General features: G+C 47.4%; 26 protein-coding genes. 21 read left to right on the top strand and 5 right to left on the bottom strand.

Annotated features, from left to right (window positions below; translation table 11 throughout):
* Nucleotides 1-44: 44 nt before the first annotated feature.
* Nucleotides 45-1,514, bottom strand: coding sequence for a MutH/Sau3AI family endonuclease (locus EVJ23_RS13360; RefSeq protein ID WP_161567039.1), 1,470 nt, complete (start codon nt 1,512-1,514; stop codon nt 45-47).
* 565 nt (nt 1,515-2,079) lie between these two features.
* Here EVJ23_RS13360 and EVJ23_RS13355 point away from each other — a divergent pair.
* Both EVJ23_RS13355 and EVJ23_RS13350 read left to right on the top strand, forming a co-directional pair.
* A complete protein-coding gene (locus tag EVJ23_RS13355) occupies nt 2,080-2,493 on the top strand; it encodes a DUF2726 domain-containing protein (RefSeq protein WP_131466471.1) in 414 nt (137 codons plus the stop codon).
* Between the two features lie 274 nt (nt 2,494-2,767).
* A complete protein-coding gene (locus EVJ23_RS13350; RefSeq protein WP_161567040.1) occupies nt 2,768-4,165 on the top strand; it encodes a DUF2971 domain-containing protein in 1,398 nt (465 codons plus the stop codon).
* 130 nt (nt 4,166-4,295) lie between these two features.
* On the opposite strand, the gene EVJ23_RS13345 is transcribed toward EVJ23_RS13350, so the two are convergent.
* From EVJ23_RS13345 to EVJ23_RS13330, 4 genes are all read right to left on the bottom strand, one after another.
* Nucleotides 4,296-5,321: a tyrosine-type recombinase/integrase gene (locus tag EVJ23_RS13345; RefSeq protein WP_131466467.1), complete on the bottom strand. Its 1,026-nt coding sequence runs from the start codon at nt 5,319-5,321 to the stop codon at nt 4,296-4,298.
* Nucleotides 5,322-5,631: 310 nt separating this feature from the next.
* A complete protein-coding gene (locus EVJ23_RS13340; protein WP_145963267.1) occupies nt 5,632-7,542 on the bottom strand; it encodes a hypothetical protein in 1,911 nt (636 codons plus the stop codon).
* A 147-nt stretch (nt 7,543-7,689) separates the two neighbouring features.
* Complete coding sequence (locus EVJ23_RS13335; RefSeq protein WP_161567041.1) at nt 7,690-8,136, bottom strand: Panacea domain-containing protein; 447 nt, start codon at nt 8,134-8,136, stop codon at nt 7,690-7,692.
* 181 nt (nt 8,137-8,317) lie between these two features.
* A complete protein-coding gene (locus EVJ23_RS13330; RefSeq protein ID WP_131466461.1) occupies nt 8,318-8,509 on the bottom strand; it encodes a helix-turn-helix domain-containing protein in 192 nt (63 codons plus the stop codon).
* Nucleotides 8,510-8,876: 367 nt separating this feature from the next.
* Here EVJ23_RS13330 and EVJ23_RS13325 point away from each other — a divergent pair, with 367 nt between their 5' ends.
* The 19 genes from EVJ23_RS13325 (at nt 8,877) to EVJ23_RS13235 (ending at nt 25,535) form a co-directional block, all read left to right on the top strand.
* Nucleotides 8,877-9,365 (top strand): helix-turn-helix domain-containing protein, encoded by a 489-nt coding sequence (locus EVJ23_RS13325; protein ID WP_131466459.1) that lies wholly within the window; start codon nt 8,877-8,879, stop codon nt 9,363-9,365.
* A gap of 298 nt (nt 9,366-9,663) precedes the next feature.
* Nucleotides 9,664-9,846 carry a hypothetical protein gene (locus tag EVJ23_RS13320; RefSeq protein ID WP_051627825.1) on the top strand — a complete coding sequence of 61 codons (183 nt, stop codon included), beginning with the start codon at nt 9,664-9,666 and terminating at the stop codon, nt 9,844-9,846.
* Nucleotides 9,847-9,858: 12 nt separating this feature from the next.
* The gene (locus EVJ23_RS13315) at nt 9,859-10,083 is read left to right on the top strand and encodes a hypothetical protein (protein ID WP_012390467.1); all 225 of its coding nucleotides are present in this window, start codon (nt 9,859-9,861) and stop codon (nt 10,081-10,083) included.
* A gap of 66 nt (nt 10,084-10,149) precedes the next feature.
* Complete coding sequence (locus EVJ23_RS13310; RefSeq protein WP_131466457.1) at nt 10,150-11,250, top strand: hypothetical protein; 1,101 nt, start codon at nt 10,150-10,152, stop codon at nt 11,248-11,250.
* A 14-nt stretch (nt 11,251-11,264) separates the two neighbouring features.
* A complete protein-coding gene (locus tag EVJ23_RS13305; protein ID WP_131466455.1) occupies nt 11,265-13,628 on the top strand; it encodes a VirD4-like conjugal transfer protein, CD1115 family in 2,364 nt (787 codons plus the stop codon).
* Between the two features lie 16 nt (nt 13,629-13,644).
* Nucleotides 13,645-13,887 (top strand): hypothetical protein, encoded by a 243-nt coding sequence (locus EVJ23_RS13300; RefSeq protein WP_131466453.1) that lies wholly within the window; start codon nt 13,645-13,647, stop codon nt 13,885-13,887.
* Between the two features lie 16 nt (nt 13,888-13,903).
* Nucleotides 13,904-14,320, top strand: coding sequence for a hypothetical protein (locus EVJ23_RS13295; protein ID WP_131466451.1), 417 nt, complete (start codon nt 13,904-13,906; stop codon nt 14,318-14,320).
* A 15-nt stretch (nt 14,321-14,335) separates the two neighbouring features.
* Nucleotides 14,336-16,297 carry a pLS20_p028 family conjugation system transmembrane protein gene (locus tag EVJ23_RS13290; RefSeq protein ID WP_370252596.1) on the top strand — a complete coding sequence of 654 codons (1,962 nt, stop codon included), beginning with the start codon at nt 14,336-14,338 and terminating at the stop codon, nt 16,295-16,297.
* Nucleotides 16,298-16,303: 6 nt separating this feature from the next.
* Nucleotides 16,304-16,603 carry a DUF5592 family protein gene (locus EVJ23_RS13285; RefSeq protein WP_131466447.1) on the top strand — a complete coding sequence of 100 codons (300 nt, stop codon included), beginning with the start codon at nt 16,304-16,306 and terminating at the stop codon, nt 16,601-16,603.
* A 1-nt stretch (nt 16,604) separates the two neighbouring features.
* Complete coding sequence (locus EVJ23_RS13280; RefSeq protein WP_131466445.1) at nt 16,605-17,225, top strand: hypothetical protein; 621 nt, start codon at nt 16,605-16,607, stop codon at nt 17,223-17,225.
* An 18-nt stretch (nt 17,226-17,243) separates the two neighbouring features.
* Nucleotides 17,244-19,196, top strand: coding sequence for a VirB4 family type IV secretion system protein (locus tag EVJ23_RS13275; RefSeq protein ID WP_201739243.1), 1,953 nt, complete (start codon nt 17,244-17,246; stop codon nt 19,194-19,196).
* Nucleotides 19,196-20,302 carry a lysozyme family protein gene (locus tag EVJ23_RS13270; protein ID WP_131466443.1) on the top strand — a complete coding sequence of 369 codons (1,107 nt, stop codon included), beginning with the start codon at nt 19,196-19,198 and terminating at the stop codon, nt 20,300-20,302. The genes EVJ23_RS13275 and EVJ23_RS13270 overlap by 1 nt, the downstream gene beginning before the upstream one ends.
* 30 nt (nt 20,303-20,332) lie before the next feature.
* Complete coding sequence (locus EVJ23_RS13265) at nt 20,333-20,911, top strand: hypothetical protein (protein ID WP_131466441.1); 579 nt, start codon at nt 20,333-20,335, stop codon at nt 20,909-20,911.
* Nucleotides 20,912-21,751: a hypothetical protein gene (locus tag EVJ23_RS13260; protein ID WP_131466439.1), complete on the top strand. Its 840-nt coding sequence runs from the start codon at nt 20,912-20,914 to the stop codon at nt 21,749-21,751.
* 192 nt (nt 21,752-21,943) lie between these two features.
* The gene (locus tag EVJ23_RS13255) at nt 21,944-22,195 is read left to right on the top strand and encodes a hypothetical protein (protein ID WP_131466437.1); all 252 of its coding nucleotides are present in this window, start codon (nt 21,944-21,946) and stop codon (nt 22,193-22,195) included.
* Nucleotides 22,188-23,342 carry a MobP2 family relaxase gene (gene mobP2 / locus EVJ23_RS13250; RefSeq protein ID WP_131466435.1) on the top strand — a complete coding sequence of 385 codons (1,155 nt, stop codon included), beginning with the start codon at nt 22,188-22,190 and terminating at the stop codon, nt 23,340-23,342. The genes EVJ23_RS13255 and mobP2 overlap by 8 nt, the downstream gene beginning before the upstream one ends.
* Before the next feature lie 9 nt (nt 23,343-23,351).
* The gene (locus EVJ23_RS13245) at nt 23,352-23,801 is read left to right on the top strand and encodes a hypothetical protein (RefSeq protein WP_131466433.1); all 450 of its coding nucleotides are present in this window, start codon (nt 23,352-23,354) and stop codon (nt 23,799-23,801) included.
* Nucleotides 23,798-24,094, top strand: coding sequence for a hypothetical protein (locus tag EVJ23_RS13240; protein ID WP_236641237.1), 297 nt, complete (start codon nt 23,798-23,800; stop codon nt 24,092-24,094). Before EVJ23_RS13245 ends, EVJ23_RS13240 begins: the two co-directional genes overlap by 4 nt.
* 4 nt (nt 24,095-24,098) lie before the next feature.
* Nucleotides 24,099-25,535, top strand: a complete 1,437-nt coding sequence (locus EVJ23_RS13235; RefSeq protein WP_131466429.1) for an ImmA/IrrE family metallo-endopeptidase — start codon at nt 24,099-24,101, stop codon at nt 25,533-25,535.
* Nucleotides 25,536-25,537: the final 2 nt, after the last annotated feature.

The raw sequence follows: 25,537 nt of genomic DNA, 5'->3' as shown, positions 1-25,537 counted from the left end.
ATAAATAAGAAGACAATCAAGTTGATTCTGTCGGTAGACAGACATCACAGAGCCTTATCATTGTTGAGCAATCTTGACAGGTCTTTCCCTCTAATCCAAAGGTCTTGTCTATATAACTCTAATCCGTTTATAGATAAAGTTTTTTTGGTGGCGTCCGACCCTGTCCCTCTTAAGAAGAACAGATAGTCTTTTGATTTCGGAAGATTGGTCTCCGTTTGGGGGACCCTGGTCTTAGGTGAGAGTTTCAACTGACCATCTTTTTTATACATTTCCTTCACTTCTAATCGATTTTCTATCATGAGGGAACGGACATCCATCCAAGTCCTTTGAAGCTCACTGTCAAAAACTGAACTCGAAAGACTTTGCAGTTTGAAACCCACGAACGTGCTGTCCAATCGATTTGACCCTCTTGCAGGAATCTTGAAAATCGCAAAAAGAAATTGTATCTCATTTAATCGGGAGAAGAAGTCAGATTCCTCGAATCTTTCTTCTGTCACGATTTGCTGAAGATCGACAGGGAACAGTTTGGTGTCCTCTGTGTTCAATCTCGATTCTGTCAATGTGACCGATTTGGCGGTAATGTTCAACTTTGAGAAAAGATCTATGTCGTTCAATCGAGAACTGTCCGCCTCGAACATGTGAATAATTATCTTTTCAGTCATGGATTTTGAAAGGGTCCCTTGTACTCCAGGAGAAGAGTTGATGCCAAACGTTGTCATCAAGTCATTAACTTTCATACCGGCATAGAGATTGGAAAGGCGTTGTAATTCTTCTTTAAATTGGTCGATGGCGGTGACTTTTTTCTCGATAGAATCATATTCCTTCCCTAGCCTCTTGTTTACCATGTTGGATACGACCGCACGCTTTATTCGAAAACGAGGAGGGTTCGGATACTTTGGGGATGTATCTAGAAACATCAGCCGGTTACGTAGTGCTGAGGAGAGCGTATGATAGTGTTCCTTCGGATTATCGTATTTTTGATGAAGGTCGCGTACATAGTCACGAATGATTTCCCAGTCGTTCTTTAACGTCTCTATCTCTTCCATCGAGAAACGGTGAAAATCGTATCCTTTTATCGGGAACGACCTATATTCGGCTGCTGGGACCGTTACATCTGATAAATACTCATAGTAGACCATCAATAGGTTGTTTACTTTTTTCCAGAAATGAGATGTGAAGAACTCTTCATGAATCAAAGCATCTGGGCTGACCGCAGTTATAGTGAGTGGTTCTTTGGCCTCATACATAACTAATTTGCTTCGTTTAGGTTTTCTGATTCCCGTGGTCTTCAACTCGACATCAACCCCATCTACAATGAGATCTGGCTTGCGACTAGAATTGGCGGGGCTCCCCAACAAAGACTGCTCAACAACGTCCCCCGCAATGCCAGTAATCTTTTTGTGTGTCAAAGTCCTCGCGAACACGTTCCTGGAATCGATTTCTTCCAGGGTTTTATCGATGGACCTCTGTAGTATTGCAGTCAACCTATTTTTATCAAATTCGAGCCTTGCCAATGCACACACTCCTTTTTAAATATTTTGTAAAAATAGACATACATTAGACTATTTCACTCTGATTATAGAGTATAAATTATTTTATCGGTAAAAATTTGATAATATATGAACATATTATAAGTTATTTTATTAATAAAGATGTGTTCAAAAATATTGTTGATATTGAGAATCTAGGAGGGTTTTAGATGAAATTTAGGGGAGGGATTGTCATGCTCGTCAAAGATAACTTTGGCTGTGTCTATCTCTATATAAAAAATCTTATTCTATAAATTCATTTGAAAAATACCGTGATTATGTATTAAAAGTTAAAGAACAGGAAAAAAATAATCTACTAAGAGCGTATATCTTTCAAGAATCAGATAAAGGTTATGAATATTTATGGGGAACAGAGCCATTCAGAAAAAAACTCGGAGAAGAACTCGGGCATAACGAGAAGAAATATATAACCTATATACAAGAAAATAGACCGGATGTTCTGTTAAGGGGGCCATATAAATCTAAAAAGACAAAAGCACTACATCTCTGCAAACAAGGGAACGAGTTCTTGCAGACCCCTTCAGCAATAATGGAAGGAAAGAAGTGTCCGAAATGCAAAATCTTGACTAGAGAATCTAAAGGAAGCAAATACATTACTGAACTGCTCTCTTTGAATAACGTAGAATTTGTAAAAGAAGTTTCAATGAAAAACTTAGGATACGAGGGTGAACGTAGGTTAGATTTTTTGGTGGTAGATAACAATCTCCCGATGTTTGCAATCGAGTTCCATGGAATTCAACACTATAAGAAAATAAGGAACAGTTTTTTCGGGGGAATCGAAGGGCATAGGAGTAGAGTCGAGAGGGACCGCATCAAAAAAGGACAGTGTTGGAATTCAGGAATTCCACTGATTGAAATCCCTTACACCGAAAGCGAAGATGAAATTAGATATACAGTCGAATATTTTCTGAATGTCTATGGGCTCGATAAACGTAGATGCTAAACTCGATTAACTGGACATTCACGTTTAATATATGTATTGAAATTAGTGTAATTCATTAATTTTTTGATAAGAGTGGCCATGTCTATTAAACTTCACAAATAAAGGACTAAATTTAGTTTCATCGAGACTTTACTTTAAAAGTATTAACGACGACGGACTTTAAACTTCAAGTCATCGTGGAATATTTATTTATGTTTCCTGTCGAGAAATTGAAATGTGCAGTTTGTTTAGTAAGTTTTCGCATAAAGAATCGGCATTTGAGAAGAGGGTTAATATGTATAGATTTCGAAGGGTTGAAAATTTAATAGGTAAATATGAAGAACTTGAAAATCAACAAATTTATTTTGCAGACCTTGCAGAGTTAAATGATCCAATGGAAGGTATGCGTCGGTATTTCTGGCAGGGAGATCGAATTGTGTGGGAGAATTTTTTCAAGCATTATCTTTTATGTATGGAACACGTTATTTTTTTTGCAAGGTTGTCCCCTGACGAGAGTAAGATTAAAAAAGGTGATATTCCAATATTCAAAAGTGAAGCTACTCTCCCAACTGAAATTTACAGAGGACGTATCAAGAAAATCAATAATCAGTTTTTCAATAATGAATTCGTTCAATCGTATTTAGATTTTATAATAAAAAATCCTAATAGAATTTATATTGAAGAGATGTATATACATCTAAAAATACTTTCACATGTCGCTATTAATTCTATACTTGAAATAGACATAGAAGAAGGATTGATTTCAGATAGAGTTAATAATGAGAATCGAATGGTATTCGACTTAAAAAAAAATTGGGAAAGTCATAAAGTTACTGAAGAATCGTATGTGACCTTAAAAAAATCGATTGAAACTTTACACGGTATAATGAAAAGTCAAGAAAGCATATTACAGCATATGTATAGAGAGTCGCCCAAACTTCAAAGCATTCTTATTGAGTTCACTCAGATGTATCTGGACTCTATTGTAGAATTAACTTATCCGAAAGCATATGTAGCATGTTTCATGGATAATTGTACGGACTCTTCTATATGGGGAACTTACGGTGATAATCATACTGGAGTTTGCTTGAAATTTAGAGTGGATAATGAATCAGAGCCCTATTTAACGTTGAAAACCCCAATTGGAGTTAGTTCGAACACTGGAAAGGTTTATAATTATGTGAATCATGATTTAAAATCAATTGATTATTCTTCTGATTTTGGAGACTTGGACTTTTTTAAAAATCTAGGCACGTTATCACTTGGACAATTAAAGGAACAATGGTATACAAATGAAAACGGTGAATTAAGTATATGTGGCAAGCAGTTATTTGCAAACAAAGATGAATGGAGGTCTGCGTATTGGAGCGAATATGAAGCTGGCTTTCTTAAAAAGTTACCCTCTTGGGCTCATGAAAAAGAATATCGAATAATTATAAAAAGTTCATTAAGTAGTTTTGATAATGCTGAAGACAGAGTGTTGGAATACAAATTTGAAAGTCTTGAAGCGATTATTTTTGGAATGAAAACATCGCAGGAACACCGCTCTAAAATTATTGAAATTGTAGTGAAAAAATGTAAAGAGCTTCAAGTGGAAAAATTCGATTTTTTTGAAATGACGTATTCTAATACAACCGGAAGTCTATTTCAGCGTAAATTATATTCGGTTGTTAAAGGACAATTGCAATTCTAAATAAGCGCAACACTCTTGTAATTACAACGCGTGCACTTATACCTTCACGTCGAATATTAAGAACACATTTCGATTAAAGTGAAAAGACATTCATGCATTCTGTCTTTTTTAATTAACACATGTATATGTACTATTCATATGGCAAGTCTGTGTTTGATACGTTTGAGATTTGATTAATAGACTGCAAATAACCGTTTGTAGTATTGATTGATTCATGGCCCGCCAACTGCATGACACCAATCAACGAATTACCGTTTGCCAAGAGTTTTGTAATATAGGCCCGACGGAACCAGTGGGGCGGGGTCTTCTCTTCGTTCGCGACACGATCGACTGCCTGATGAGTCATCAGCCGCAGGGCCTCATAGGTGATTGCCTTGTTGGCTTTTTTCGTGCTGAAGGCGATGAAAGGGGACGAGACCTCTTCAATCATCATGAGGGTCTGCAACCGGTTCACCAGATGTGCAGCCTTCTCGGTGAGCGGGATTCGGCGCCATTTGCTTCGCTTACCTTTCACCTCAAGGTAGAACGTGTGCTGATTCCGTTTAATGTCGGTGAATTTGACTGAGAGGAGTTCAGTCGCACGCATACCCGTCGTTAACAACAGATAGCCGATTGTCTCGTTCCGGAGCTCCATGAGCTCTTTTTTTTGTGCTCGTTTGACAGTATGACGGAACGACTCAGCAATCCGTTCGATTTCGTCGAAGTCTACCTCACGACGGAGTAGATCAGGACGTTGCTGGTTTTTCACGTGTAAGGCGAGATTGTGAAGATGATAATGGTTGACATGGAGGTAGGTCAGGAGACGCTTCAACATGTTGTTCTTTCGTTGCGCCGTTCGTGGGGCATACTGCTCATTTACTTCAAACAGATAACGATGGATGTCGAGCACGGTCAGGTATTTTAATCCGCCTGTCTTTGTCATCACAAAACTGAGGACGAACTCGAGGTCCTGTTTATACGCACGTCGCGTGTGCGGGCTCTTGTCAGCATAGATTGGGAACAGTTCCGTCGCCCAGAACAATTCGATGACCTCGATGTCATTCAATGTTTTAAGGTCGATATGGTCCTTCTTCAATGCCTCAGTCAATTTCGGGTTCGCCCCGGTCAGTTCTCTCAACGCTATTTCGAACGCTTGTTGCTTTTTATCCATCTCCATGCTTCTACCTCTTTTCGCTCCCGATTTTCAATTAATTTCCCTCGAAACTTGAAATATACGATAAAAATATGTAATACATATGTATTTATCAATGAATACAAGTCTAATCAAATTAAAAAAGTGGATAAAAGTGTATTACTAGAATAAATTTAATTTCAATTATAATGATTATACTTGTGATAATCTTATATTATCACAAGTTAATAGGCTGGATGTATGTTTAAAATTTTCGAAATGAGCGCACTAACCCAAAAAACGAAAAGAGGTTACCTCGCATAGATAAATCGCGTTAGGTAGCCTCTTTCTAAATCTACTGGGTTATTTTCTCGGCACCTTCTGGTTGTGTTTTTATATCGTTGAATTCTCTTTCGTATATTTGAATACTTAAATCTTTAGAGAATTTTCCAATATTTTTATCATCCAGAGAAATCATATTATATTCTTTGGATTTTATAGAAAGTTTTTCAATAAAATAATTAAAGCCATTAAACTCGCTTAAGCGAGATTGTTTAATTTGATGCTTATCTATCTCCTCAAAGTCTAACTTATCTAACAAATGTAATTGAGCTAATATCATAACAATAGTTTTTGAAAAACAATAATCAAACGAAAATGTATTAAAAGATGTAACTCTAATTTTTATAGTTCCTGAATAGGTAATAGCTTTATTTTTCGAGTAGGAAGAATAAATTTGGTTTAATTTGTCTATCAGCTCTTCGTAAGAAACATAGGAACTTAAGACTTTGGTTATATAACCGGCAGTTTTATACTCTTCGATTTCATTTGATTTAATAATCGAAAAAAGTAATGCGGTTTGTAATGAGTCTGAAATTGTCACCTCTTCAATTTCTTGATTTATTTGTATAGGAGTATTAGACATAACGTCTTGTTTAGTGTTACCGAAAATAGCACTTACGTTTAATGGAGATGTCTTCTCGCTTTGTACTCTTTTCGACGAAATATTCATTAAAAGAGACATGATACTTGAAATGACAGAAGTATCTCTCTCTTCTATCATATGGTTTAGTACAGCCACAAAAGTTTCTTCGAGGTTGTCATTAAAAGGGGCACCATCTTCAATCGCTAATCGATCGGAAGAAATAAAGGCGTTGAAAAATGATTTATTGACCATTAATAATTCAATAATTCTAAAATTTTCTGATTTTATTAATTCTGTAACTAGGCTATAGAGTTCTTTGAAAAAAATCGGATGTAAGATTTTCATTCTATAGTGAAAATCGTCAATAGAAATAGTATAATCCTGTTCTTCTTTATAGAGAGGAAGTGCATTTAAAAATGATATTAAAAGTTTTCTGTGAAATTTCTCATATTCATATTTTTGTGAGGTTGTGACAATTAAATTAGCGTGATCTTCTAGAACTGAAGAAAATTTTCTTTTTAAATCTAAATCTTTATTCGTACCAATACTACGGTGAAATATTGACGTATAGACGGCTGAAATAATATTATTAAATTTTTTTATATATGTATCTGAATTTGACTTAGAATTTTGATCAATCAAATATGACATTTTTTGAAACAAAATCTCTATATCTAATTGCATGTTATGTAATTGTTTTTTAGTTAAGGGACTGGTTTTTTTAAATTTAATACGTTGGAAATCATTATAAATATCAGTAGCTACTGGAACTAATAAACCTAAATTAATTTTATAAAGTGAAATAGATTTTCCAAAACCATAAATCCAAGAATTTGTATTAAAATCATTCATAGGATAGTCAAATTTAATATGGTTATCGAATTTAGTTAAATAAGTTCTCATCCAAGAAAAAAACAACTTATAAGAAGTGAATAAGATGAAATATTTATTAAACGTTATTCTGCTATTAACTTTGTCTAAAAATTTATCTATCATTCTTTTGAGATTAAAACTTTTAGTAAATTTTAATAACGTAATCACAAATAATAAAAAAGAAAAAATATTCAGAAGAGACAATAAAGATAAAATTATTATCAAGTTAGCTTGCGGCAATACTAATTCTTCGCCATATAAATAATCTAAATGAGAGAGAGATGTAGTAATTATTAAAATAGTAATGTTTAGAAATAAACTTAAAGTCATTACTGGAATTTGCTTGGAGATCAAAACAGAGGATGAGCTCATTTTACTTTTTGTTGTGAATAAATAAACATTAGCAGAAATAGTGAGACCCATGATAAAAATAATCAAACGGTTTATGTCAGCTAGAAAACTTTGCATTTCAGAACTTTCAGTTAGATTGACGTTATTGATGAATGGAATTAAGTTTCTAAGAACAACCGGCGAGTAAGAGTATAACACTTCTGAAGTGTGTAGTATAAAACTATAGAAAAAGTTAAAAAAACTGTCCATTTTTTCTCCTAATTATCAAAGTGATTGAAAGAACTCACTTATAGAATTTTCTGAGATATATAGCCACTCAGAATCCTTAGCTTCTTGCCACGGGGCTTCGGCATGTGTAGAGTCTACTAAATTGAATGCGGAAAAATCTTTTAGTTGGTTCCAGACAGCTTGAATGGTCTCTAATTCATTTTCTTGCAAGTCTAATTCCGTAATGTCGATGTCGACCTCGATATCATTTTGTCCAAACTCTTTAAACTCATAATAAATGTTTCTAATGACCGGGCCGTATGTCCAAGCTTCAAATAATTGATCTTCAATTAGACGTTCTCCATCCCAAGTGTAGTGTCCACCTTGACAGTAATATAATAATTTTTGCAATTTTAAATTTGAAAGAGAATAAAACTGTCCATTTTTTTCATCAGTGTTCTTTAAATAGATTAAATATTTTGCTACCTCAATTGCCCTTGCCATCATTGACCCTCCTAACTAAAATTTTTAATTATCAATCTCTTGATTAACAATAAATGTTTTACCTATATATAAAATTTTATGCGGAAATCAAGTAACTTAATCTCCTATTCTACTAAATAAATTATAACCCTTTCAAATTTTTTATATAATAGTTTTTTTAAAACTAATAGGTTTGATAACACTAGTAAAAACGTGGATTATTAAAAAAATCATTAAGGGTCATTTCCAAACCATCACAAAATTTTTGAATTGTACTCACCTTTGGATGCTTTGTGCGTCCACTCATCAATTCTGAAATTGTTGCTTGATTCAATCCACCCTTTTGAGTCACTTGATGAATCGTCATGTTTCGTTCCGCCGCGAGCTCCTTCATCCGCTCGATGATTGCCTCGTTCAATTCCACTTGCTCACCCCACGATTTAAGTACTCTCTTATCTCCTTATTCTTTACGAACACTTCTATTCCTCTACCCTACCATAATCTCTTGAAATCAAAATAATTGTCATTATTTTCTATTATTAAAGCGTTATTTTTTTACAATTGTGCTATAAAACCAAAAATATTGAGTTACTGTTGCTCTTTATCCCTTGTATAGAGCGGATTCGACAATAATCGTCAACTGTAAAATTTCTGACATATCAGAAAACTGATGATTTTTATCCCTATCCCTGCTATATTGGAACCAACAAAAGGAAACATCTGTTTGGTCGCCGCTCTGGTTTATAGAAAGGGGAAGGCTTATGTATCGATTCGGGGAGTGGTTGAAGGAGAACCGCCGGCTCTCGGGCTGGTCACAGGTCGAACTATCGGAGAAGACGCTCGGGGAGATCTCACAGCCCGCCATCAGCCAGTATGAACAGAACCGTTCGGTACCGTCAATCGCGGACATCGATCACCTGGCCCGCGCGTTCGGGCATACGCTCGCGACGGTCCCGTGGGACGCCATCGACTTCGGCTACGGGGTTAAGCGTTCCGTCACCAAGCTCAAGCGACGCCGGTTCGACCTGAAGGAATTGCCGCAGGCCGACTCGGTCCGCACGTTCGACGGGAAGACCTATGAACTGCACGGTTTCATCGGCATCGAGAAGGCGAGCGGCGAGGCGGTCCAGCTGACGCAACTCTACTACCGGATCCGCACGGTCGTCTGTGACGCCCACGTGCTCGCCAAGCGCAAGAACCCGGATGACGAGCTCATCCATGTCAAGAAGCGAAAGAGAGTCCGCCAGTAACCGACATCTATGCAGCAGCACATCCTTAAGGATGGTCTCCTCCAATCACATACCGGCGTGTCCCTCACCAGTGACCGGGTGGGCGGGATCTACGCACAGATGGTTCAGCGAGAGTCGCCTAAAACTCGCCACAAGGTCACCGCATCGTTCCGGGTCATCGAAAAACCCTGTACAGTTCCTTTAATTCATGAGGAACAGAGTTCGTGGGGGAACGGCTAGAAACCCACCGCACCGAATCCGACTGTCCTTAATGATGTGCTACTGCACATCAAGAGATCAAGGGAAGGAAGTGTGTACCGTGGCATCAAAAGAACAGAAACAGAACCGTAGCTTCGCCGAGAAACTCTTACGCATCCGTGGGAAGGACTACGAGGAGTGGCTCGACGAGCAACATCAACAGGTCATCCAGGACAACCAGGAACTCATCATGGAGGCGCTCGAGGCGAAGCTCAGCTTCAAGTCACCGGCGCACCAGGACTAAGGAGGGAACGACATGGGACTCAATGAGACAGGGCTCAGCTTGCTTCAGTTCTTCCAGGGACTCGCCGTCATCGCCGCGGCCATCGCTTTCGCGATCGGGGGCTTCTACTTCATCTTCGGTGGGGATCGTGGGCGCTCGAAGGCCGTAGGTTGGCTCGTCGGAGGTGCCGTAGGTCTGATCATCGTCATGGGAGCGTTCACGCTCGCCGAGATGGTCGACCAGAACATCAAATTCTAATGCACACGCACACAGCGTTCCAACAGGAAGGCTTTTTTTGTTGCTTGAAACGAGAGGAGGAACGAGATGCTGTTTGTACGATTCACCGACGTGCCCGACACACGGATCCAGAACTATGAACGGCTCCCCTTCGCCGAGGCGGTCGTCGCGACCCATGACCTGCACCAGGCACTCAGCGAGGAAGGGACGAGCTGTTCCGGTGACTTCCGGCTCTTCGACCAGAAAGACGAACTGCTCTATCGGGGGACGTTCACGTTCGGGAATGAAGGCACCTATCCGAACCTGTACCATCAGGTGAAGGACCGGGTACAACGGATCCGGACGAAGAAAGAGGATAACGCAAAGAAACTATGGATCCTCGACGAGATCGAGGCCGAGACACCGGACGACTACAAACGCCAGTCCGCCAAATCGAACCCGATCGTGTCGTCGACCTATCAATCACGCTTGACCCGCTTACAGCGCCGCCTCATCTACGGGGCGGCCACAGCTGGAATTCTATTCACCTCCCTGTTCACTGCGACGCAATGGTTCATCGACAAGGAAGCGCACGCCGAACAGATGACCGGTGTCGAACAGACGTGGTTGGATGCCTACGAACAGGCGCTCCAAGGCGAGGAATCCTCGCTCATCGATTTACTGGAACGGAAAAACCGGTCCGAGGAAGAGGATGCCCTATTAATCGACCTCTATTTGGCGGAAGGAGAAGACCAAAAAGCACTTGAGCTCACGGATGACCCCATCCTGATTGAAACGAAACTGGCCGGGCTCAATCTATCCGATAAAAAGAAATTGGAACGGCTCCAGGACTTCCAAGTGGCACATCCGACCGATGAGGGTGCGTTCGATATCGCCGTACTCGAACGGGATCATGAGACCGTGACCAAGACAGATGACGTGGAGTGGACCGCGCCCCGCGTCTCGGCGAAAGTGACTGCCTATCTCTATCTCAAAGACATCGAGTCCGCGAAGGAATGGGCGTCCAAGACGAACGCCCCTAACGTACAAGAAAAAATCGACGCGTACCAAGACATTATGGCCACGATCGACGGACTGAATGAGAAACTGAAGAAAACTTCTAGCAAAGACACCTCGGCCCGTGAGAAGATTCAAGCCGCTATCGTTACTGAAGAAGTTAACCTAGATACAATTCTTTATTCAGATTAAGGTAGGTGAAATAATTGAGAACTCAGTCTCTGTCACCACGATTCCCGATACGTCTGATCTTCCCTGCCCTGTTCTGCCTGTTGGTACTGCCGGTCGGGATTTTTTATCTGCTGAACGGGGTCTACAACATCATTCGACAAATCATGACCCCAATTCTAAAAGAAGGGCTTTTGGCCGGAGCGGCGATTCCGACGCTCTCACCCTCCTTGTTCTTGGAGGTGAGTCTTCCCTCTTCGACTGTCTTGCTCGTACTGATCGCGTTCAGTCTGTTCATCGGTCTTGTCGTGTTCGGCAAGGTATGGCTGAACTTCCGGGATCTGCGGAAGAATCAGAAAGGGAGTGCCCGCTTCACCTCGTTCGATGAACTGAAACAACAGTACCGCCGCGTACCGGACCGGAAGAAACGGTATGACGGATTAGGTGGTGTCCCCGTCGGACGGGTCAAAAACGAGCTGTTCATCGATGACTCGCCAGTCAACAACCTGGTCATCGGGACGACCCGGTCCGGGAAGGGAGAGACGTTCGTCTTCTCGACGATTGACCTATACAGCCGGGCGCGTGACCAAGCGAGCCTGATCATCAACGACCCGAAAGGTGAGCTCTTCGCCGCCTCGAAGGAGACGCTCGAGCAACGCGGCTATCAGGTCGAGGTGTTGAACCTGATGAATCCACTCCAATCGATGTCGTACAACCTGTTGCAGCTGACGATTGACGCGTTTTTAGAAGAGAACTACTCGCTCGCCCAACAGTATGCGCGCTCGGTCGCCTTCATGTTGTACCATGACCCGAAGGCACGTGACCCGTTCTGGGCCAACTCGTCGATCGACCTGTGTACGGCACTCATCCTCGGGCTCTGTGAGGAGGCGAAGGACACGCCGGAGAAGATCAACATGTACAACGTCGCCCTCATGCTCTCGGACTTAGGGTCACGGACGGTCGTCACGCGGCAAGGGCAGGAAATCTCGGCGCTCGACGAGTTCTTTCAACGGTTCCCGGAGAATCATCCGGCCCGGCTCCAGTTCGCGACGCTCCACTTCTCCGGTGGCCAGACACGGGCGAGTATTTTGGCCAATACGAACGCGAAGCTCGGCATCTTCACGTTGAACGGGACTGGGAAACTGACGTCAATGAACTCGCTCGACATGCGACGCATCGGATTCAACCGCTGGATCAGCGGACGTAGCGAGCCTTTAACAAGGCTCAAGTTCATGTTCCCCGACGGGACGACCCATGCGCTCACAACGGACGACGACGGCAGCTTCATCGTATACCATACGTCACCACTCCGAATTGGAGACGTCGTTCAAATCTCAACCGACTCAAGCACTGCGACGATCCAGCTGGAAGCGCATGACGAGAAGAGTGGACGGTTCCACTACGCAATCGACGGGACGATACAGATCCGTGAGGTGATGCACCAGCTCCGTCCCGTGGCGGTGTTCCTCATCGTCCCGGACTATGACCCGACATTCAACGTCATCGCGTCGCTCTACATCAAGCAGGTATACACGGCGCTCGCTCGGGTCGCCTCGCAGACGAAACAAGGTAAATGCGAGCGTCAGGTCGTCTTCCTTCTCGACGAGTTCGGCAACATGCCGCCGATCGAGGGCATGGCCAACATCATCACCGTCTGTCTCGGCCGGAACATGCGCTTCAACCTCGTCATCCAGGCCTACTCTCAACTCGAGAACCTATACGGTGAGGATTGGAAGACGATTGACGGCAACTGCGGGAACACGCACTATCTGTTGACCGCGGACGAATCGACCGCCGAACTGATCTCGAAAAAGCTCGGTGAGGCGACCATCGTCACGAAATCTCGGTCCGGGCAGACGTTCTCGCTCAAAAAATCGAAAACGGAGAATGTGGACGGCCGTCGGCTCATGACGGCGACCGAGGTCATGGGACTCAAAGAAGGCGAGATGCTCATCATCCGTGTCATCAAGCGTCAGGACACGAAGAAGCGGCGTATCCAGTCGTATCCGATCTTCTTGAGCGGCAAAACGGCAATGAAGTACCGCTACGAGTACCTGGCGGACGACTTCGACACGGACCGCTCCCTGCATGACATCGACATCCCCTGTCGTCACGCCGGTCTCGACTTCGAACAGATCCGTGTCCGCTTCGCAAAAAAAGAAGACGAGACGGATACCAACGCGTCATCGAATCAGGAAGGCAACTCCTTGACGGTACGTGACGTGCTACAGGACAGCATCCTCCGCTCGATGTTCGAGGGTCATGACATCGGAGGACTTTCCCTCCCTGAGTTCGAGACGAACCTGAACTTAGGAGTTTACGACGTCACCGACAGCCAAAAGAGCTTTCTGAGCACGATGATTGCGAAGCGACTCGAGAAACTGAAGCAAGGCACACTGTAGAGAGGAGGCCGAACCCATGGCCGAGAGTGCGAGAGAGAAGCGAATCCAGAACGAATTGCGTGTCGTCGCGAGGATCATCGAGACGCAGCGCGTCCGACTCGAACGGGGCGACGTACTCAATATCCAGACGACCGACGGCTTTCTGACCGTCTATCAGGACGACACCTCAGACACCCCAAAAACTGTTACACTAATAGATAAGTTCGACTTCCGCGTCAATTTAAAAGCCGCGGATCTATTGAAGGGGAAAATCGTCTGACGGAGGGGTAAACGTTATGAGGAAACTACTTGCGGGTACTTTAGGAATCAGCTTGTTTTTACTTGGAGCTTGCTCAAATTCCGATGAGTCTTTGGTTCAACGTGATATTGAACACGTTGAGAAGGTCATGACAGCCGAAGAGGATGATTATTTGCTGATTGTAAAAGAAGAAGATGGTGAATTCGAAGAGTTCGTTGAATTCGTAAAAGAGGTAGCGAACGAAGAGAGCCAACAAGTCACGCTCTATAATACGTTTCAGCCAGATGGCGATGCACTTGTCGATCGTGGTAACTTTGAATACACTGACGAATTAAAAGGTGCCGTTCTATACTCCATTCAAGATGGGAACGTCATTGATGAAATCAATGTTGGAATGTTGACGGCGGACACTTACGAACAACAGTTAGCGGACTTCTTTGCTAGGACTCAGTAGATTGGGGGTCTTTCAATGGCTGATTCCGATTTAATCACCAAATTACAGGAATACGAAGACGTACTCCAAATAAGTAGTATGGTAAATGACGCACTACGCTCAATGGGATGGATTCTTGTCAGAGGACTATCAGTCTTGATTGACGGCCTTGAATCAATCACGAATCAAATCCTATTAACCAATACATTCTTCAATAATGACCAAGTGGTTGAATTCGTTCTTACGATTCAACCTTTTTTGTATGTTCTTTTAGCAGGAAGCTTCTTGTTCACTGGGTACTTGTTGATTTTCCAAAAGAAATTTGAACGTGAGAGTTTTTTGATCAACCTGTTCATCACACTATTGATCTTAGGTTTACTTTCACCAACTATGAGCCGAATTCAGGAGTTCTCTGATGAAGCCATCGTAGAAATCGGAGCAGATTCGCTTTACGACGGAGAAGCCTCATTATCTGAGAGTATCTTAAAGCGGAATGTACATGATTTGATTGAGCACGATTCAAACAATTTTGATGCTGCTACAGGCGAATCATTAAATGCCATTCCGACTGAGTTGATTGATAATATCCGAATCAATGAGATTTTCGACAAGAACAACTATGACTTATCGGCAACCGGAAACAAATTGGCCGAGTCCTATATTCTATGGAACGGAAAAGAGACAAGTCTCGGTAAACTCGATCAAGGTGGCGTCGAGTGGAACAACCAGTATTACTACCGTTATCAGCCGAACTGGTTGACCATCTTCGTCACGCTCGGGATCATGGGCTTCACGCTGTTTTCAATCGCCTACAAACTGGCGCGCCTGTCTTTCGAGCTCGCCTTCAACTATGTATTGGCGATCCTCGTCGCACCGGCCGACCTTCACAGTGGTCAAAAGACGAAGAAGGTCATCCAAAGCATTTTGAACACGTTCCTCGTGATCATCCTGATCTTCGTCTCCATCAAGCTGTACACGATTGGGACCGCCTATCTCGCGGAGACGTTGGACGGATTCGCCTATCTGATTGCCCTCATCGCTTTCTCGGTCGCGCTGATCGACGGTCCTAACATGGTCGAGCGGCTGTTCGGGATCGATGCCGGACTCAAGCGGGGCTGGGGTGTCGCCCTCGGCGCCTATGCCGCCGGGAAAGGCGTGACCTCGGCCGGTGCCAACGCGGTCTCGAAGATCGCGCGTGCCACACAAGGCGCACCGAAGATGCCATCACTCCATGAGGCTGCGACGGCTCGGATGGATTCGAATGCCATGCCGCAAAGTGATTCACCGCTTAGTGTGGCGACCCAAGCTTCAAAGCGGATGGACGCCGAGAGACAAACCGATCCAGATGGTGTTGCTCAGACGAATCAAACCTCAAGTCACACTCAACCTGACCAAGAAAAACCGACAAATCCAAAGGACGTTGCGCAACCAAACAACGGTCAAGAATCCGAGTTGGAAGCGCAAGGTTCTCCACACGTGAACGAAGCATCGGGCCGCCCGTCTCCCGAATCAATCCATGCGACGATCCCTGAATCAAATGCCGAACGTGGACCCGACCATCAACCAACGTCATCGGAGACGCAAAGACCGGAATCGATTCACGATCATTCAAGCTCTGGTCATTCTTCAAGCCCGGCTTCATCGACTCTCGAACCGGTCACTGGATCCATCGATACCACATCCGGATCAGACAATCGTCACAATGAATCGATAGCAAGAAACGACGCGACGTCAGCGACACCTCATGAGGCACCACATTCAAACGATTCATCCTCGTCTTCGTCCTCTGCGACAGATTCGAGTGATACGGAAACAGAGAAACGCCAAGGACGCGCCCGCCGGACCATCCATCAAGAGACCGTGCTCGACGTCGAGACCGAGGTCATCGAACAGGTGCGCGAGAACCAGACATACCGTCATAGCCAGCACCATGATGAGTCGCGACGGATCTATCCGACCTCTCCACCGCGACCTGACAACATGAAGAAGAAGGAGTGATGACCCATGCGTAAATACCGGATCCCGAACGAGGTCACGACCGAACTGAAGATCAACAAGATGCTCTATCTGCATGACTTCCTGTTCCTCGTCGGGCTCATCGTGCTCCGGCTCGTGACGCTCCCGTTCATCCCGTCCGTGCTACACATCCCGTTCACGGTCTTCCTCGTCGTCTTCGGGCTGTTCATGGTAATAAGACCGGCGACCAATCCGCAAAAGCGGATGGTCCACGCGCTCTATTACGCGCTCATCAAACGGAAAGACACCTACCTCGCGCTCGACGCGCACACGAAAGGACGTGATTGAGATGGCTTTCATCGAGGAGTCGCTACAAGAACCGAGACGCACAGGCACCTGGCTCGACGAACAGGACGTGGTCGAGAAACGGAAGGTCAAAGACAAGGTCGTCGTCAAACCGACGGTCGCCGAACTGATGCCGGTCGTCGACATCACCGGGAACGAGGCGTTCGAGATGCGGGATGGGACCTATCTCGACATGGTCCAACTCACCTCAAAGGACATCTATTCTTTGAACGAGGAAGAAAAAGACCATGATGTGTTCTCCCTCGCCTATCTCCTGCAGGCGTACACGCATCCGCTCAAGGTCGTTCCGCTGAACACACCGCTCAGTCTCGAGCGGCAGAAGATCAGCATCGAGCGACAGATTCGACAAAATCAGACACCGGCCTACCTGCCCTTTCTACTTAAAAAGAAGCAGGAGCTCGAATACCTCGAGGAGCATCGCACCAATCGCGATTATCTCCTCTTTTTTTATGCCGATGACGAGCGGACATTACGCGAACGGAAGACGCATCTCTATAAACTGCTCCGCCGCTCGAACCCGATGCGCGAGCTGACACTCGATCAGAAGGTCCATGTGCTCTATCAACTGAACAACCCGAACACGAAACCGCAACTCGACGCCTGAAGAAAGGAGTGACGCAGCATGTGGCAGCGTCTGCGTGACAAGTTATCCAAACAACAGGACCCGGAGACCGTCAAGATCGAGAAAGGCTACAATCCCGACGTCATCGCCAAGATCCAACCGCAGGGCGGCATTCGGTTTGAGGCCAACTTCGTCCGGCTCGGTGACGGTTACCTGTCCTGTCTCCATGTCTATAAATATCAGTCGCTCGTCTATGACTACTGGCTCGAACCCATCCTGAACATGCCGGGCGTTTTGACGACGCTCGACATCGGGACGGCCGACAAGCGTGAGATCATCCAGACCATCAACAAGTCGATGGCCGAACAGAACACGCGCTTCGAGAACGCGAAGGACAACATCGACCGTATCGACGCCCGGGAGACGTATAAGGAGCTGAACGAGCTCTACGAACAGATCACCCAGGGCGAGACGATGAAATATCTGCACCTGCGCCTCTATGTGAAGGCAAAAACGCTCGACGCGCTTGAGGTGAAAGTGCAGGAAGTGATGGAGGAGCTCGAGGCCCGGAATTTCCGTTCGACGATTTTCCTGAACGAACAGGAATGGGAGTGGCAGAGCCTGTTCACGAGCTATGATCAGCAACAAAAACTCCCGAACCGGCGCCGCGGGAAAGAGATCCCGTCCCTCTCCATTGCCGGCGGCTATCCGTTCCATTTCACGTCGCTCCAGGACGCGACCGGCACGTATTACGGGACGACCGACACGAACGGCAGCGTCATCTTCGACCTGTTCCACAAGGACAAACAGCGCAAGTTCTATAACGCGCTCATGATCGGCAAGATGGGGTCCGGTAAGTCGACACTCCTCAAGAAGACGGTGCTCGACCAGGCGATCAAGGGCAACAAGATCCGGATTCTCGACGTCACGGGCGAGTTCTCGGACCTCGTGCGTCAGCTCGGCGGGAAAGAGATCGCGCTCGACGGGTCGGCCGGTCTCATCAACCCGCTCCATGTCTATAAGACGGTGACGAACAACGACGGCAGCGCCAACGAGGCACTCTCGTTCATGCAGCATTTGTCGAAGATGGCCGTGTTCTATCACTACATCAATCCGGCGGCAACACAAGAAGAGACGAACGAGTTCGAGATTCTACTTCGGGACCTGTACGTTCGTCACGGACTCTGGGACGAACAGGGTGAACTGCCGATCACGACGCATCTGGCGAACTGGTACCCGACGTTCTCTGACTTCTTAAAACTCGTACGTCGTGAGCTCTACACGGACGACACGCGCACCTCGATCAAGGAGGCGATCAGTCCGAACCGGGTCCGGCGTCTCGAGAATATCGAGCTCGCCGTTACGAACCTCGTCCATAACTACGGCAACATCTTCGACGGGCACTCCTCGATTGACCGGTTCGACGAAGAACTCATCGTCTCGTTCCCGCTCCGGAACCTGACGAGCCTGCGGGATGAGGTGTTCCAGGCGCAGGTGTTCTCGCTCATGAACATGCTGTGGGACGGGATGATCGCCAACGGCTCGAGCCAACTGAAGGCTTATAACCAGGGCGTGCTCCGGACCGAGGAGGCGTGCAAGTATCTCATCGTCATCGACGAGGCGCACCACTTGATCAACACACGCGATATCGCCCAGCCGGCCATCCTGTATCTGCAACGCTGTATGCGTGAGGCGCGCAAGTATTTCGGTGGCATCTTCTTCGTGTCGCATCTGATCACCGACTTCGTGCCGGCCGGGTCGAAGTCCGAGAACGCCGAGAACGTCAAATCGCTCTTCCAATTGACGCAGTACAAGATCATCGGCGAACAGGACGCGGAAAGCATCCCGATCATCCAGACGGTGTTCGACGGACAGCTCTCAAACTCTGAGATGCGCATCATCCCCTCGCTCGAGACGGGACGCGTCGTCCTCAGTATCTCCGGCGTTCAGAACCTTATCTTTGACGTCGATGTCGCGCCCGAGGAGCTCGCTCTGTTCGGTGGGGGTGCCTGATGTGGGCGGCCGCGAAACGGACCGCTCGCTTCGCCATCACGGCGAAATGGCAGCTCGCGACGCTCAAGTGGCGGCTCATCCTGCTCGGCATCGCGGCACTCGTGTTGTTCCTGGTCATCCTCATCGTCGGGATCCTCGACACACTCACGGGTGTCCAGAACGAACAACCGACCGACGTCCCGTTCGATACGGCCGGTGGTCTCCAGGTGAGTGACCAGGTGCTCCAATATCGGGGCTTGGTAGAAAGTGAACTGACGAAGCACGGGCTGGCCGAACAGACGAACCTCGTGCTCGCGCTCATGATGCAGGAGAGCGGCGGACGCGGGAACGACCCGATGCAGGCGAGCGAATCGAAGTGTGGACGGATCGGCTGCATCACCTCCCCCGAGGAGAGCATCGTCTACGGCGTCGAGCATTTCGCTTCCGTCTTCGAACGGGCGAACCGTGACGTGCAGCTTACGTTACAGAGTTACAACTTCGGTGGCGGCTTCATCGATTACGTCCAGGAGAACGGCGGACGTTACTCGAAAGAGCTCGCCATCTCGTTTTCGCAGATGATGTATCAGCGCGTGAAACACACCGGCATCTACCGCTGTCATCGACCGAGTGCGGTCCAGCACGGTGCCTGTTATGGGGACATCGAATACGTCGACGCGGTGTTGAAATATCTAGCGCCGGTCGCCGTCGCCGACGGGATCATCACGAAAGAATTGTTGTCGGGACTACGTTCCCCTCTCGCCATTCCGCTCAACGTGACATCGCGTTTCGGATGGCGCGTCGTCTTCGGACAACGCGACAACCACACCGGGATCGACTTCAGTTGCACCCCGTCCGACACGATCCACGCGGTCAAAAGCGGCACCGTCATCTATAGCGGGAACCGCGGACCGTACGGCAATCTCGTCCAGGTCCGGCACGACAATTACATCACGGCGTACGCACACCTGAGTCGTCTCGGCGTCCAGACCGGGCAACAAATCGACGCCGGACAGGCGCTCGGCTATTGCGGCACGACCGGCCGCTCGAGCGGGAACCACCTGCATTTCGAGATCAAGACGAGTGAATGGTCCGGTCATATCGACCCCGCCCCGGTCTTCGGATTTTGAGTCATGGATGTATGGAAAGGAGGAGGAAGGATGAACTTCACCGCACGTCACCTCGCGTATCTGTTCGGGGTACTGCTTCTCATTTCGCTCGCGGCGAACGTCTTTTTTTATCAACAAGTGACGGCTGTCACGAGTACTTCAGACACGAGTCAGACGGAAAATGAGAGTGTCACTCCCTCTGAACCGGCAACCTCCGAAGAGTCGTCAGCGGACACCGAACCAGTCGTGGCTTCGACGGAGACTGAACGAATGGAAGAGCTGACGACACGCGCGACGCGCTTCGTCGAGTACGCCTTCACCATCACGAAGGACAGTTACACGACCCAAAAACGACAGGCGAAAGACGTCATGTCGGAGGAACTCGTGACCACGCTCTTCGCCGCTGACGGGAGCGACGTCGGCACGTTCGAGACGACCGTCCGCGACATCGAAGCGTTTCCTTCTGTTTCTGGAGATCATTGCCTCGTCCGGTTCGAACAGGACCTATTGATCACTGAGACGGGTTATGAAGAGACGACGCAAGAACTGTTGGCCCTGACGTTCGAGTCCATCGACGGACATTTGATCGTCACCGAGATGGAAGACCTGACACCGGAAGGAGGGAGCTAAATGCGGCGACAATCGCGACGGCGTCTCACCCAGAACGTCTCCCGGTTCTACCTCGGACTCGGCGTGTTCTTTGTCATCGGCTTCCTCTTTTTCGGCACCTCGTCGTTCTTCTTTGCCGAGGAAGTGCCGGTCAATGAGACGCCGGTCAACGAGGCAATCCGCCTCTCGAATGGCGAGGTCGTGACGCTTCATGCATGGAGTTATGACATGGATAAACGGACGATGCGCATCCGCCTCTCACTTGATGACGCACCAGGTAACACGAACGATCATGTCTTTCGTTCCGTCTATAAGGCACGTCCAGATTCTGAGAAGGAGGTTGTGTTGCTCTATGAACGGAACGACCAATACGTGCTCGAATTGAAGGACGTGCCGAACGACTTTGACCAACTCGCTGTCCGGATCTATGGATTGGATGAATCCCAACCACTGGATGAACTCACACCTGAGGAACGGGAGAACAGTCTATTGACGTCGCTCTATGCTGACCATCGGACCATCGGACAGGCGAGTCACACCTCATCTGACGAGACAACTTTCACGAGATTGTTCGTCGAGGACGAGCTTGTTGGGACCGACCGACAGTTGGAAACGGCGCAGCAGTCGGTCGAGGCGCAGCGGCAACAGATCAAGCGACTCGATAGTGACAAAGAGGAAATTGAAAGCGAACTCCCCTACCTCTCGCTCGACGAACAGGTCGAACAGGAGAATGAAATCTTCGACCTCGGCAGGAAGCGTGACGAGCTCACACTCGAACTCGAGAAACTCGAACAGTCGGTCAAAGCACTTGAAGAAAAGCAAGACAAACTGCGCGTCCGGCTCCGGGAACTGTCGATTTAAGTGGCACATTTCGTGCCAAATCGAGGGTTTTACTGGCACATTTCGTGCCACTTTCGGACTTTTGGTGATATCACGGAAACCCCAGGCTCTGCCTGGGCTATCACGACGAGTGATAGCAGTTTCCCCTTATGCTCTTTGAACGAACTTTTAGGACGTTGGCAATATGTAACCTCTAGAAAGGTGGTCAGGCAGATGGATCTATTACTCCGCGACATCGACCCCGTCATCGTGAAGCAAATCGATGAATGGGCAAAGCGAAACAATCGCTCCCGGCAACAATATTTGAAAGAACTACTCGCCTCCTGGTGCGCGAACGGCATCCAATCGACGCAGGTCGAGCGGCTCGAACGACAGCTCGAGGCGAACACACTCCACCTGAAACGGAGCGCAGACGAGCTCGCCGCAGTGACCCGGTTGTTGAACGAGGTGATGCAGGATGCATGAAACTCCGGGTGTCGTCATCAAGTCGAAATTCAAGGTGCCGGGCATGAAAAAGAAGTCGCGTCGCTACACCACGTACCTCGACTACATCAATCGTCCCGACGCAAAAGACAGCCGCGAACAGTTCGAGACGTACCATGATTACATGGAAGACGAGATGAAATCGAGCGGTCTGTTCACACGCGAGGACGACCGATTGGACGACGAAAAGCGCCGTTTTGTCCGCGACATCTTCAAACACGCGCAAGAGAACGGGAGCATCCTCTGGCAAGACATCATCTCGTTCGACAACGTCTGGCTACGCGAGACCGGCGTGCTTCACGACGATTTCATCGACGAAAAACGGCTGATCCAGGCAACGCGGAATGCGGTCGATTCGATGCTCCAAAAAGAAAAGATGGTCCACGCCTACTGGACCGGTGCCGTGCACTACAACACTGACAATATCCATATCCATGTCGCCATCGTCGAGACGAGCCATATGCGCGAACGCGGCAAACGAAAACCGAAATCAATCGAGCTGATGAAGTCGAAGGTCATCCATTCCCTCGCTGACCGGACGAAAGAACAGGAGAAACTGAACGCATTCATCCGCGACGAGTTGGTCGCCCACAAACGGAACCGGAAGATCCAAACGCTCCCGAATCGTGTCCTGCATCCCGATCTCGTCCATCAGTTCAAGGATATTTATGAACGCTTGCCGGAAGACAAAAGCCAGTGGCGCTACAACATGAACGGGATGCAGCCACTCCGTGAGTCACTCGATTGTCTGACCGACCGCTATATCGATATCCACTTCAAATCGGAGTTCAAAGCCTTCAACGATCGGCTCGAACAGGAAGTATCGTTCCATCGTCGCAGCTACGGCGATACGGAGAAGGCCAAGCGTTACCGGACGACGAAGCGACAGGACCTCTACACCCGGATGGGGAATGCCATCCTCTCCGAGATGCGAGACTTGTCAAAAGAACAGGTGACAGTTGAGAGAAATGAAGCTCGCAACCATCCGGTCCGACGCGCATTTAAACATCAAAAGATATTCAACGAATCACTTTACCGGATCGAGCGACACATGAACGACGAATTCGAACACTTGAAGAATCAACGTGCTTTCGAACAGTTAGAACGAGACATCGAATATGGAAAGTGAGGGAGGACGATGGAAGAGTTGAGACAGACCCGTCTCCGGTTGAAGCCGGAGACGGTCGCGTATTTGGAGGAGTTCGCCGACGACAAACGCTTCGGCCACCTCGGCCAGGTCATCGACCATATCGCAGAAGAACATAGACAACTGGCCGACGAGAAGTGGGACATGCAGTTCCTCACCCACTCGATCAGCACACAGGTCTCCCGTCATATCAAAGAGTTGATAAACGAGCAAATATCGACGGAACTCGAGCGCATCCGGCTCGCCGCGAACCGCTCCGACCGCCACGGGCAGATCCTAACAGAGCTCCTACAGGCGCTGATGCAGACCGAGGGTATCGAGGACATCATGACGACGGACCAATTCAAGCCGACGTTCCTCGATACGGCGGAACGTGTCGTCCAAGAGCGCATTGAGCACCAAAAACAGAAGAAGGACACACTAACTTTTGAGAGAGGATGAATCCTATGCGACCACTTGACCGTCCCTTCACGATGGGACAACTGTTGACACTTCAGACCGATACCGTCACGGTCCTCATCTATGGAAAACGGTACGACATTCCGGTGTCCGTTTCCGAGCACCGACTTTTAACCGCCATCGCACAAGACGAGATCGTCTTGCTTCCCGTCAATTTCGAGCGGACACGACTGTTACTGGAAATCCCGGAAACGTCGCCACAACTCGAACGTGAGTTGAACGAATTCACGGATACTGCAGAACCTGTCACCGACTTGTTGAAGGAAGGAGTCTGACACGATGGCCAAGATGAAGACGAACGAAGAACGGAAAGCCGAGCTCGAGGCCTTGACCGAACAGATGGGAAAACAGATCGACAGCTACTTTGAGAGTCCGGAGAAAATCCGGGAACATCTCCAGTTTCTCGGCAAGTTCCATCAATACTCGATGCGGAACGCGGTCTTGATCGAGTCCCAATTCCCCGGAGCGGTCGCGGTTGGCTCTTATCCGTTCTGGGAGAAGCAAGGCGCACAGGTCCAAAAAGGTGAGCGTGGCATCAAGGTGTTCGTCCCGAATCCGGTGACGTATGCCCTGCACAAAGATGAATGGGTACCACTCAGCAAGGCACCGAAGCCGGTCAAAGACGGCGTAAAGCAAGGACGCGTCCCGTCACGTAAGATGATGTACTTCAAGATCGGTCACGTGTTCGAGTACACGCAGACCGACGCACGCGAGAAAGGAATCGAGGTCTCGGACATCTTCAAACGGTATCACCGGGACGGCGGGCTGGAAAACGAACAAGACATCCGTGACGCCTTGACGACGATCGCGGATGCCCGGAATGTGACACTATTGGAGGAACCGCTCGACGAGATCGGAACAGCGAAGGGCTGTTACTATCCGGAGCTACATTCGATCGCCTTGAATCCACGGAACACATCGATTGAGGACATCACCGTCCTGATCCACGAGCTCGCGCACGCGGAGCTGCACAACCAAGAGCGGAACCTCGAACGAGACAAACCGCTCACGGCACCCGAGAAGGAGTTCCAAGCCGAGATGATCGCCTATGTCGTCTCGCATCAACTCGGTTTCCCGACGGACGATTTCTCGCTCTCTTACTTGGCCGGTTGGACGAAAGACAAGGAACTCCTCGACAAGGAACAGCTGTTGCAGGAGGTCCATCAGACGTCCGCAGGCTTCCTCGACCATATCGAGTCACACTTAGAAAAAGTGCACGCCTTACAACAGGAGAAAGAACAGAGCCCTCTTGATTACCTTGAACAGCTGGAGCGGCGTATGGGATGGAAAGACGCTGACCTCAGTCTTTATGAACGGGTGCATGCCGTACAAAGTGTGTCTCCCGAGGAGGTGGAGCCCTATCTGAACGCAAAAGCGACCCTCGAGACGAACCTGAAGATGGATCGCGTCGATGAGCCGCTCATGTATATTCACGATAAAGGATTCGGGTTCCAGTCATTCGGTGTCGCAAACAATCACGACTTTAGTGAAGATGCACTCGTCGCCTACACGGTCGCCTTACCGGGTAAATCATTGATCAGCGGTCACTTTGATCCGGATAGAACTGTGCATCCATTACACGACCTTGAAAAAAACAAACGGTTAGAAAAACCCTTTCTAAAGTCTCTTGAAGACCGTTGGCATGACATACTACTTGATAAAGAGAAGAAGTCCCTCTCTAGAACAGCAATGTTTAACGTCGAAAGACTAATATAAGT

Origin of the sequence: Exiguobacterium sp. SH1S1 (genome assembly GCF_004337245.1) — a bacterium.
Taxonomy (GTDB): domain Bacteria; phylum Bacillota; class Bacilli; order Exiguobacteriales; family Exiguobacteriaceae; genus Exiguobacterium; species Exiguobacterium aurantiacum_A.
The sequence above is the reverse complement of the archived record's forward strand: the minus strand, read 5'-3'. Positions and strand labels throughout refer to the sequence as shown.

Bases quoted from the DNA above. Each gene is read 5' to 3' on its own strand.
- EVJ23_RS13235 (WP_131466429.1), top strand. From the start codon at position 24,099: ATGGCCAAGATGAAGACGAACGAAGAACGGAAAGCCGAGCTCGAGGCC.
- EVJ23_RS13295 (WP_131466451.1), top strand. From the start codon at position 13,904: ATGAGGAAACTACTTGCGGGTACTTTAGGAATCAGCTTGTTTTTACTT.
- EVJ23_RS13290 (WP_370252596.1), top strand. From the start codon at position 14,336: ATGGCTGATTCCGATTTAATCACCAAATTACAGGAATACGAAGACGTA.
- EVJ23_RS13345 (WP_131466467.1), bottom strand. From the start codon at position 5,321: ATGGAGATGGATAAAAAGCAACAAGCGTTCGAAATAGCGTTGAGAGAA.
- EVJ23_RS13285 (WP_131466447.1), top strand. From the start codon at position 16,304: ATGCGTAAATACCGGATCCCGAACGAGGTCACGACCGAACTGAAGATC.
- EVJ23_RS13260 (WP_131466439.1), top strand. From the start codon at position 20,912: ATGCGGCGACAATCGCGACGGCGTCTCACCCAGAACGTCTCCCGGTTC.
- EVJ23_RS13315 (WP_012390467.1), top strand. From the start codon at position 9,859: ATGGGACTCAATGAGACAGGGCTCAGCTTGCTTCAGTTCTTCCAGGGA.
- EVJ23_RS13340 (WP_145963267.1), bottom strand. From the start codon at position 7,542: ATGCAAAGTTTTCTAGCTGACATAAACCGTTTGATTATTTTTATCATG.
- EVJ23_RS13335 (WP_161567041.1), bottom strand. From the start codon at position 8,136: ATGGCAAGGGCAATTGAGGTAGCAAAATATTTAATCTATTTAAAGAAC.
- EVJ23_RS13355 (WP_131466471.1), top strand. From the start codon at position 2,080: ATGGAAGGAAAGAAGTGTCCGAAATGCAAAATCTTGACTAGAGAATCT.
- EVJ23_RS13350 (WP_161567040.1), top strand. From the start codon at position 2,768: ATGTATAGATTTCGAAGGGTTGAAAATTTAATAGGTAAATATGAAGAA.
- EVJ23_RS13240 (WP_236641237.1), top strand. From the start codon at position 23,798: ATGAATCCTATGCGACCACTTGACCGTCCCTTCACGATGGGACAACTG.
- EVJ23_RS13275 (WP_201739243.1), top strand. From the start codon at position 17,244: ATGTGGCAGCGTCTGCGTGACAAGTTATCCAAACAACAGGACCCGGAG.
- EVJ23_RS13280 (WP_131466445.1), top strand. From the start codon at position 16,605: ATGGCTTTCATCGAGGAGTCGCTACAAGAACCGAGACGCACAGGCACC.
- EVJ23_RS13255 (WP_131466437.1), top strand. From the start codon at position 21,944: ATGGATCTATTACTCCGCGACATCGACCCCGTCATCGTGAAGCAAATC.
- EVJ23_RS13265 (WP_131466441.1), top strand. From the start codon at position 20,333: ATGAACTTCACCGCACGTCACCTCGCGTATCTGTTCGGGGTACTGCTT.
- EVJ23_RS13300 (WP_131466453.1), top strand. From the start codon at position 13,645: ATGGCCGAGAGTGCGAGAGAGAAGCGAATCCAGAACGAATTGCGTGTC.
- EVJ23_RS13325 (WP_131466459.1), top strand. From the start codon at position 8,877: ATGTATCGATTCGGGGAGTGGTTGAAGGAGAACCGCCGGCTCTCGGGC.
- EVJ23_RS13245 (WP_131466433.1), top strand. From the start codon at position 23,352: ATGGAAGAGTTGAGACAGACCCGTCTCCGGTTGAAGCCGGAGACGGTC.
- mobP2 (WP_131466435.1), top strand. From the start codon at position 22,188: ATGCATGAAACTCCGGGTGTCGTCATCAAGTCGAAATTCAAGGTGCCG.
- EVJ23_RS13330 (WP_131466461.1), bottom strand. From the start codon at position 8,509: ATGAAGGAGCTCGCGGCGGAACGAAACATGACGATTCATCAAGTGACT.
- EVJ23_RS13310 (WP_131466457.1), top strand. From the start codon at position 10,150: ATGCTGTTTGTACGATTCACCGACGTGCCCGACACACGGATCCAGAAC.
- EVJ23_RS13270 (WP_131466443.1), top strand. From the start codon at position 19,196: ATGTGGGCGGCCGCGAAACGGACCGCTCGCTTCGCCATCACGGCGAAA.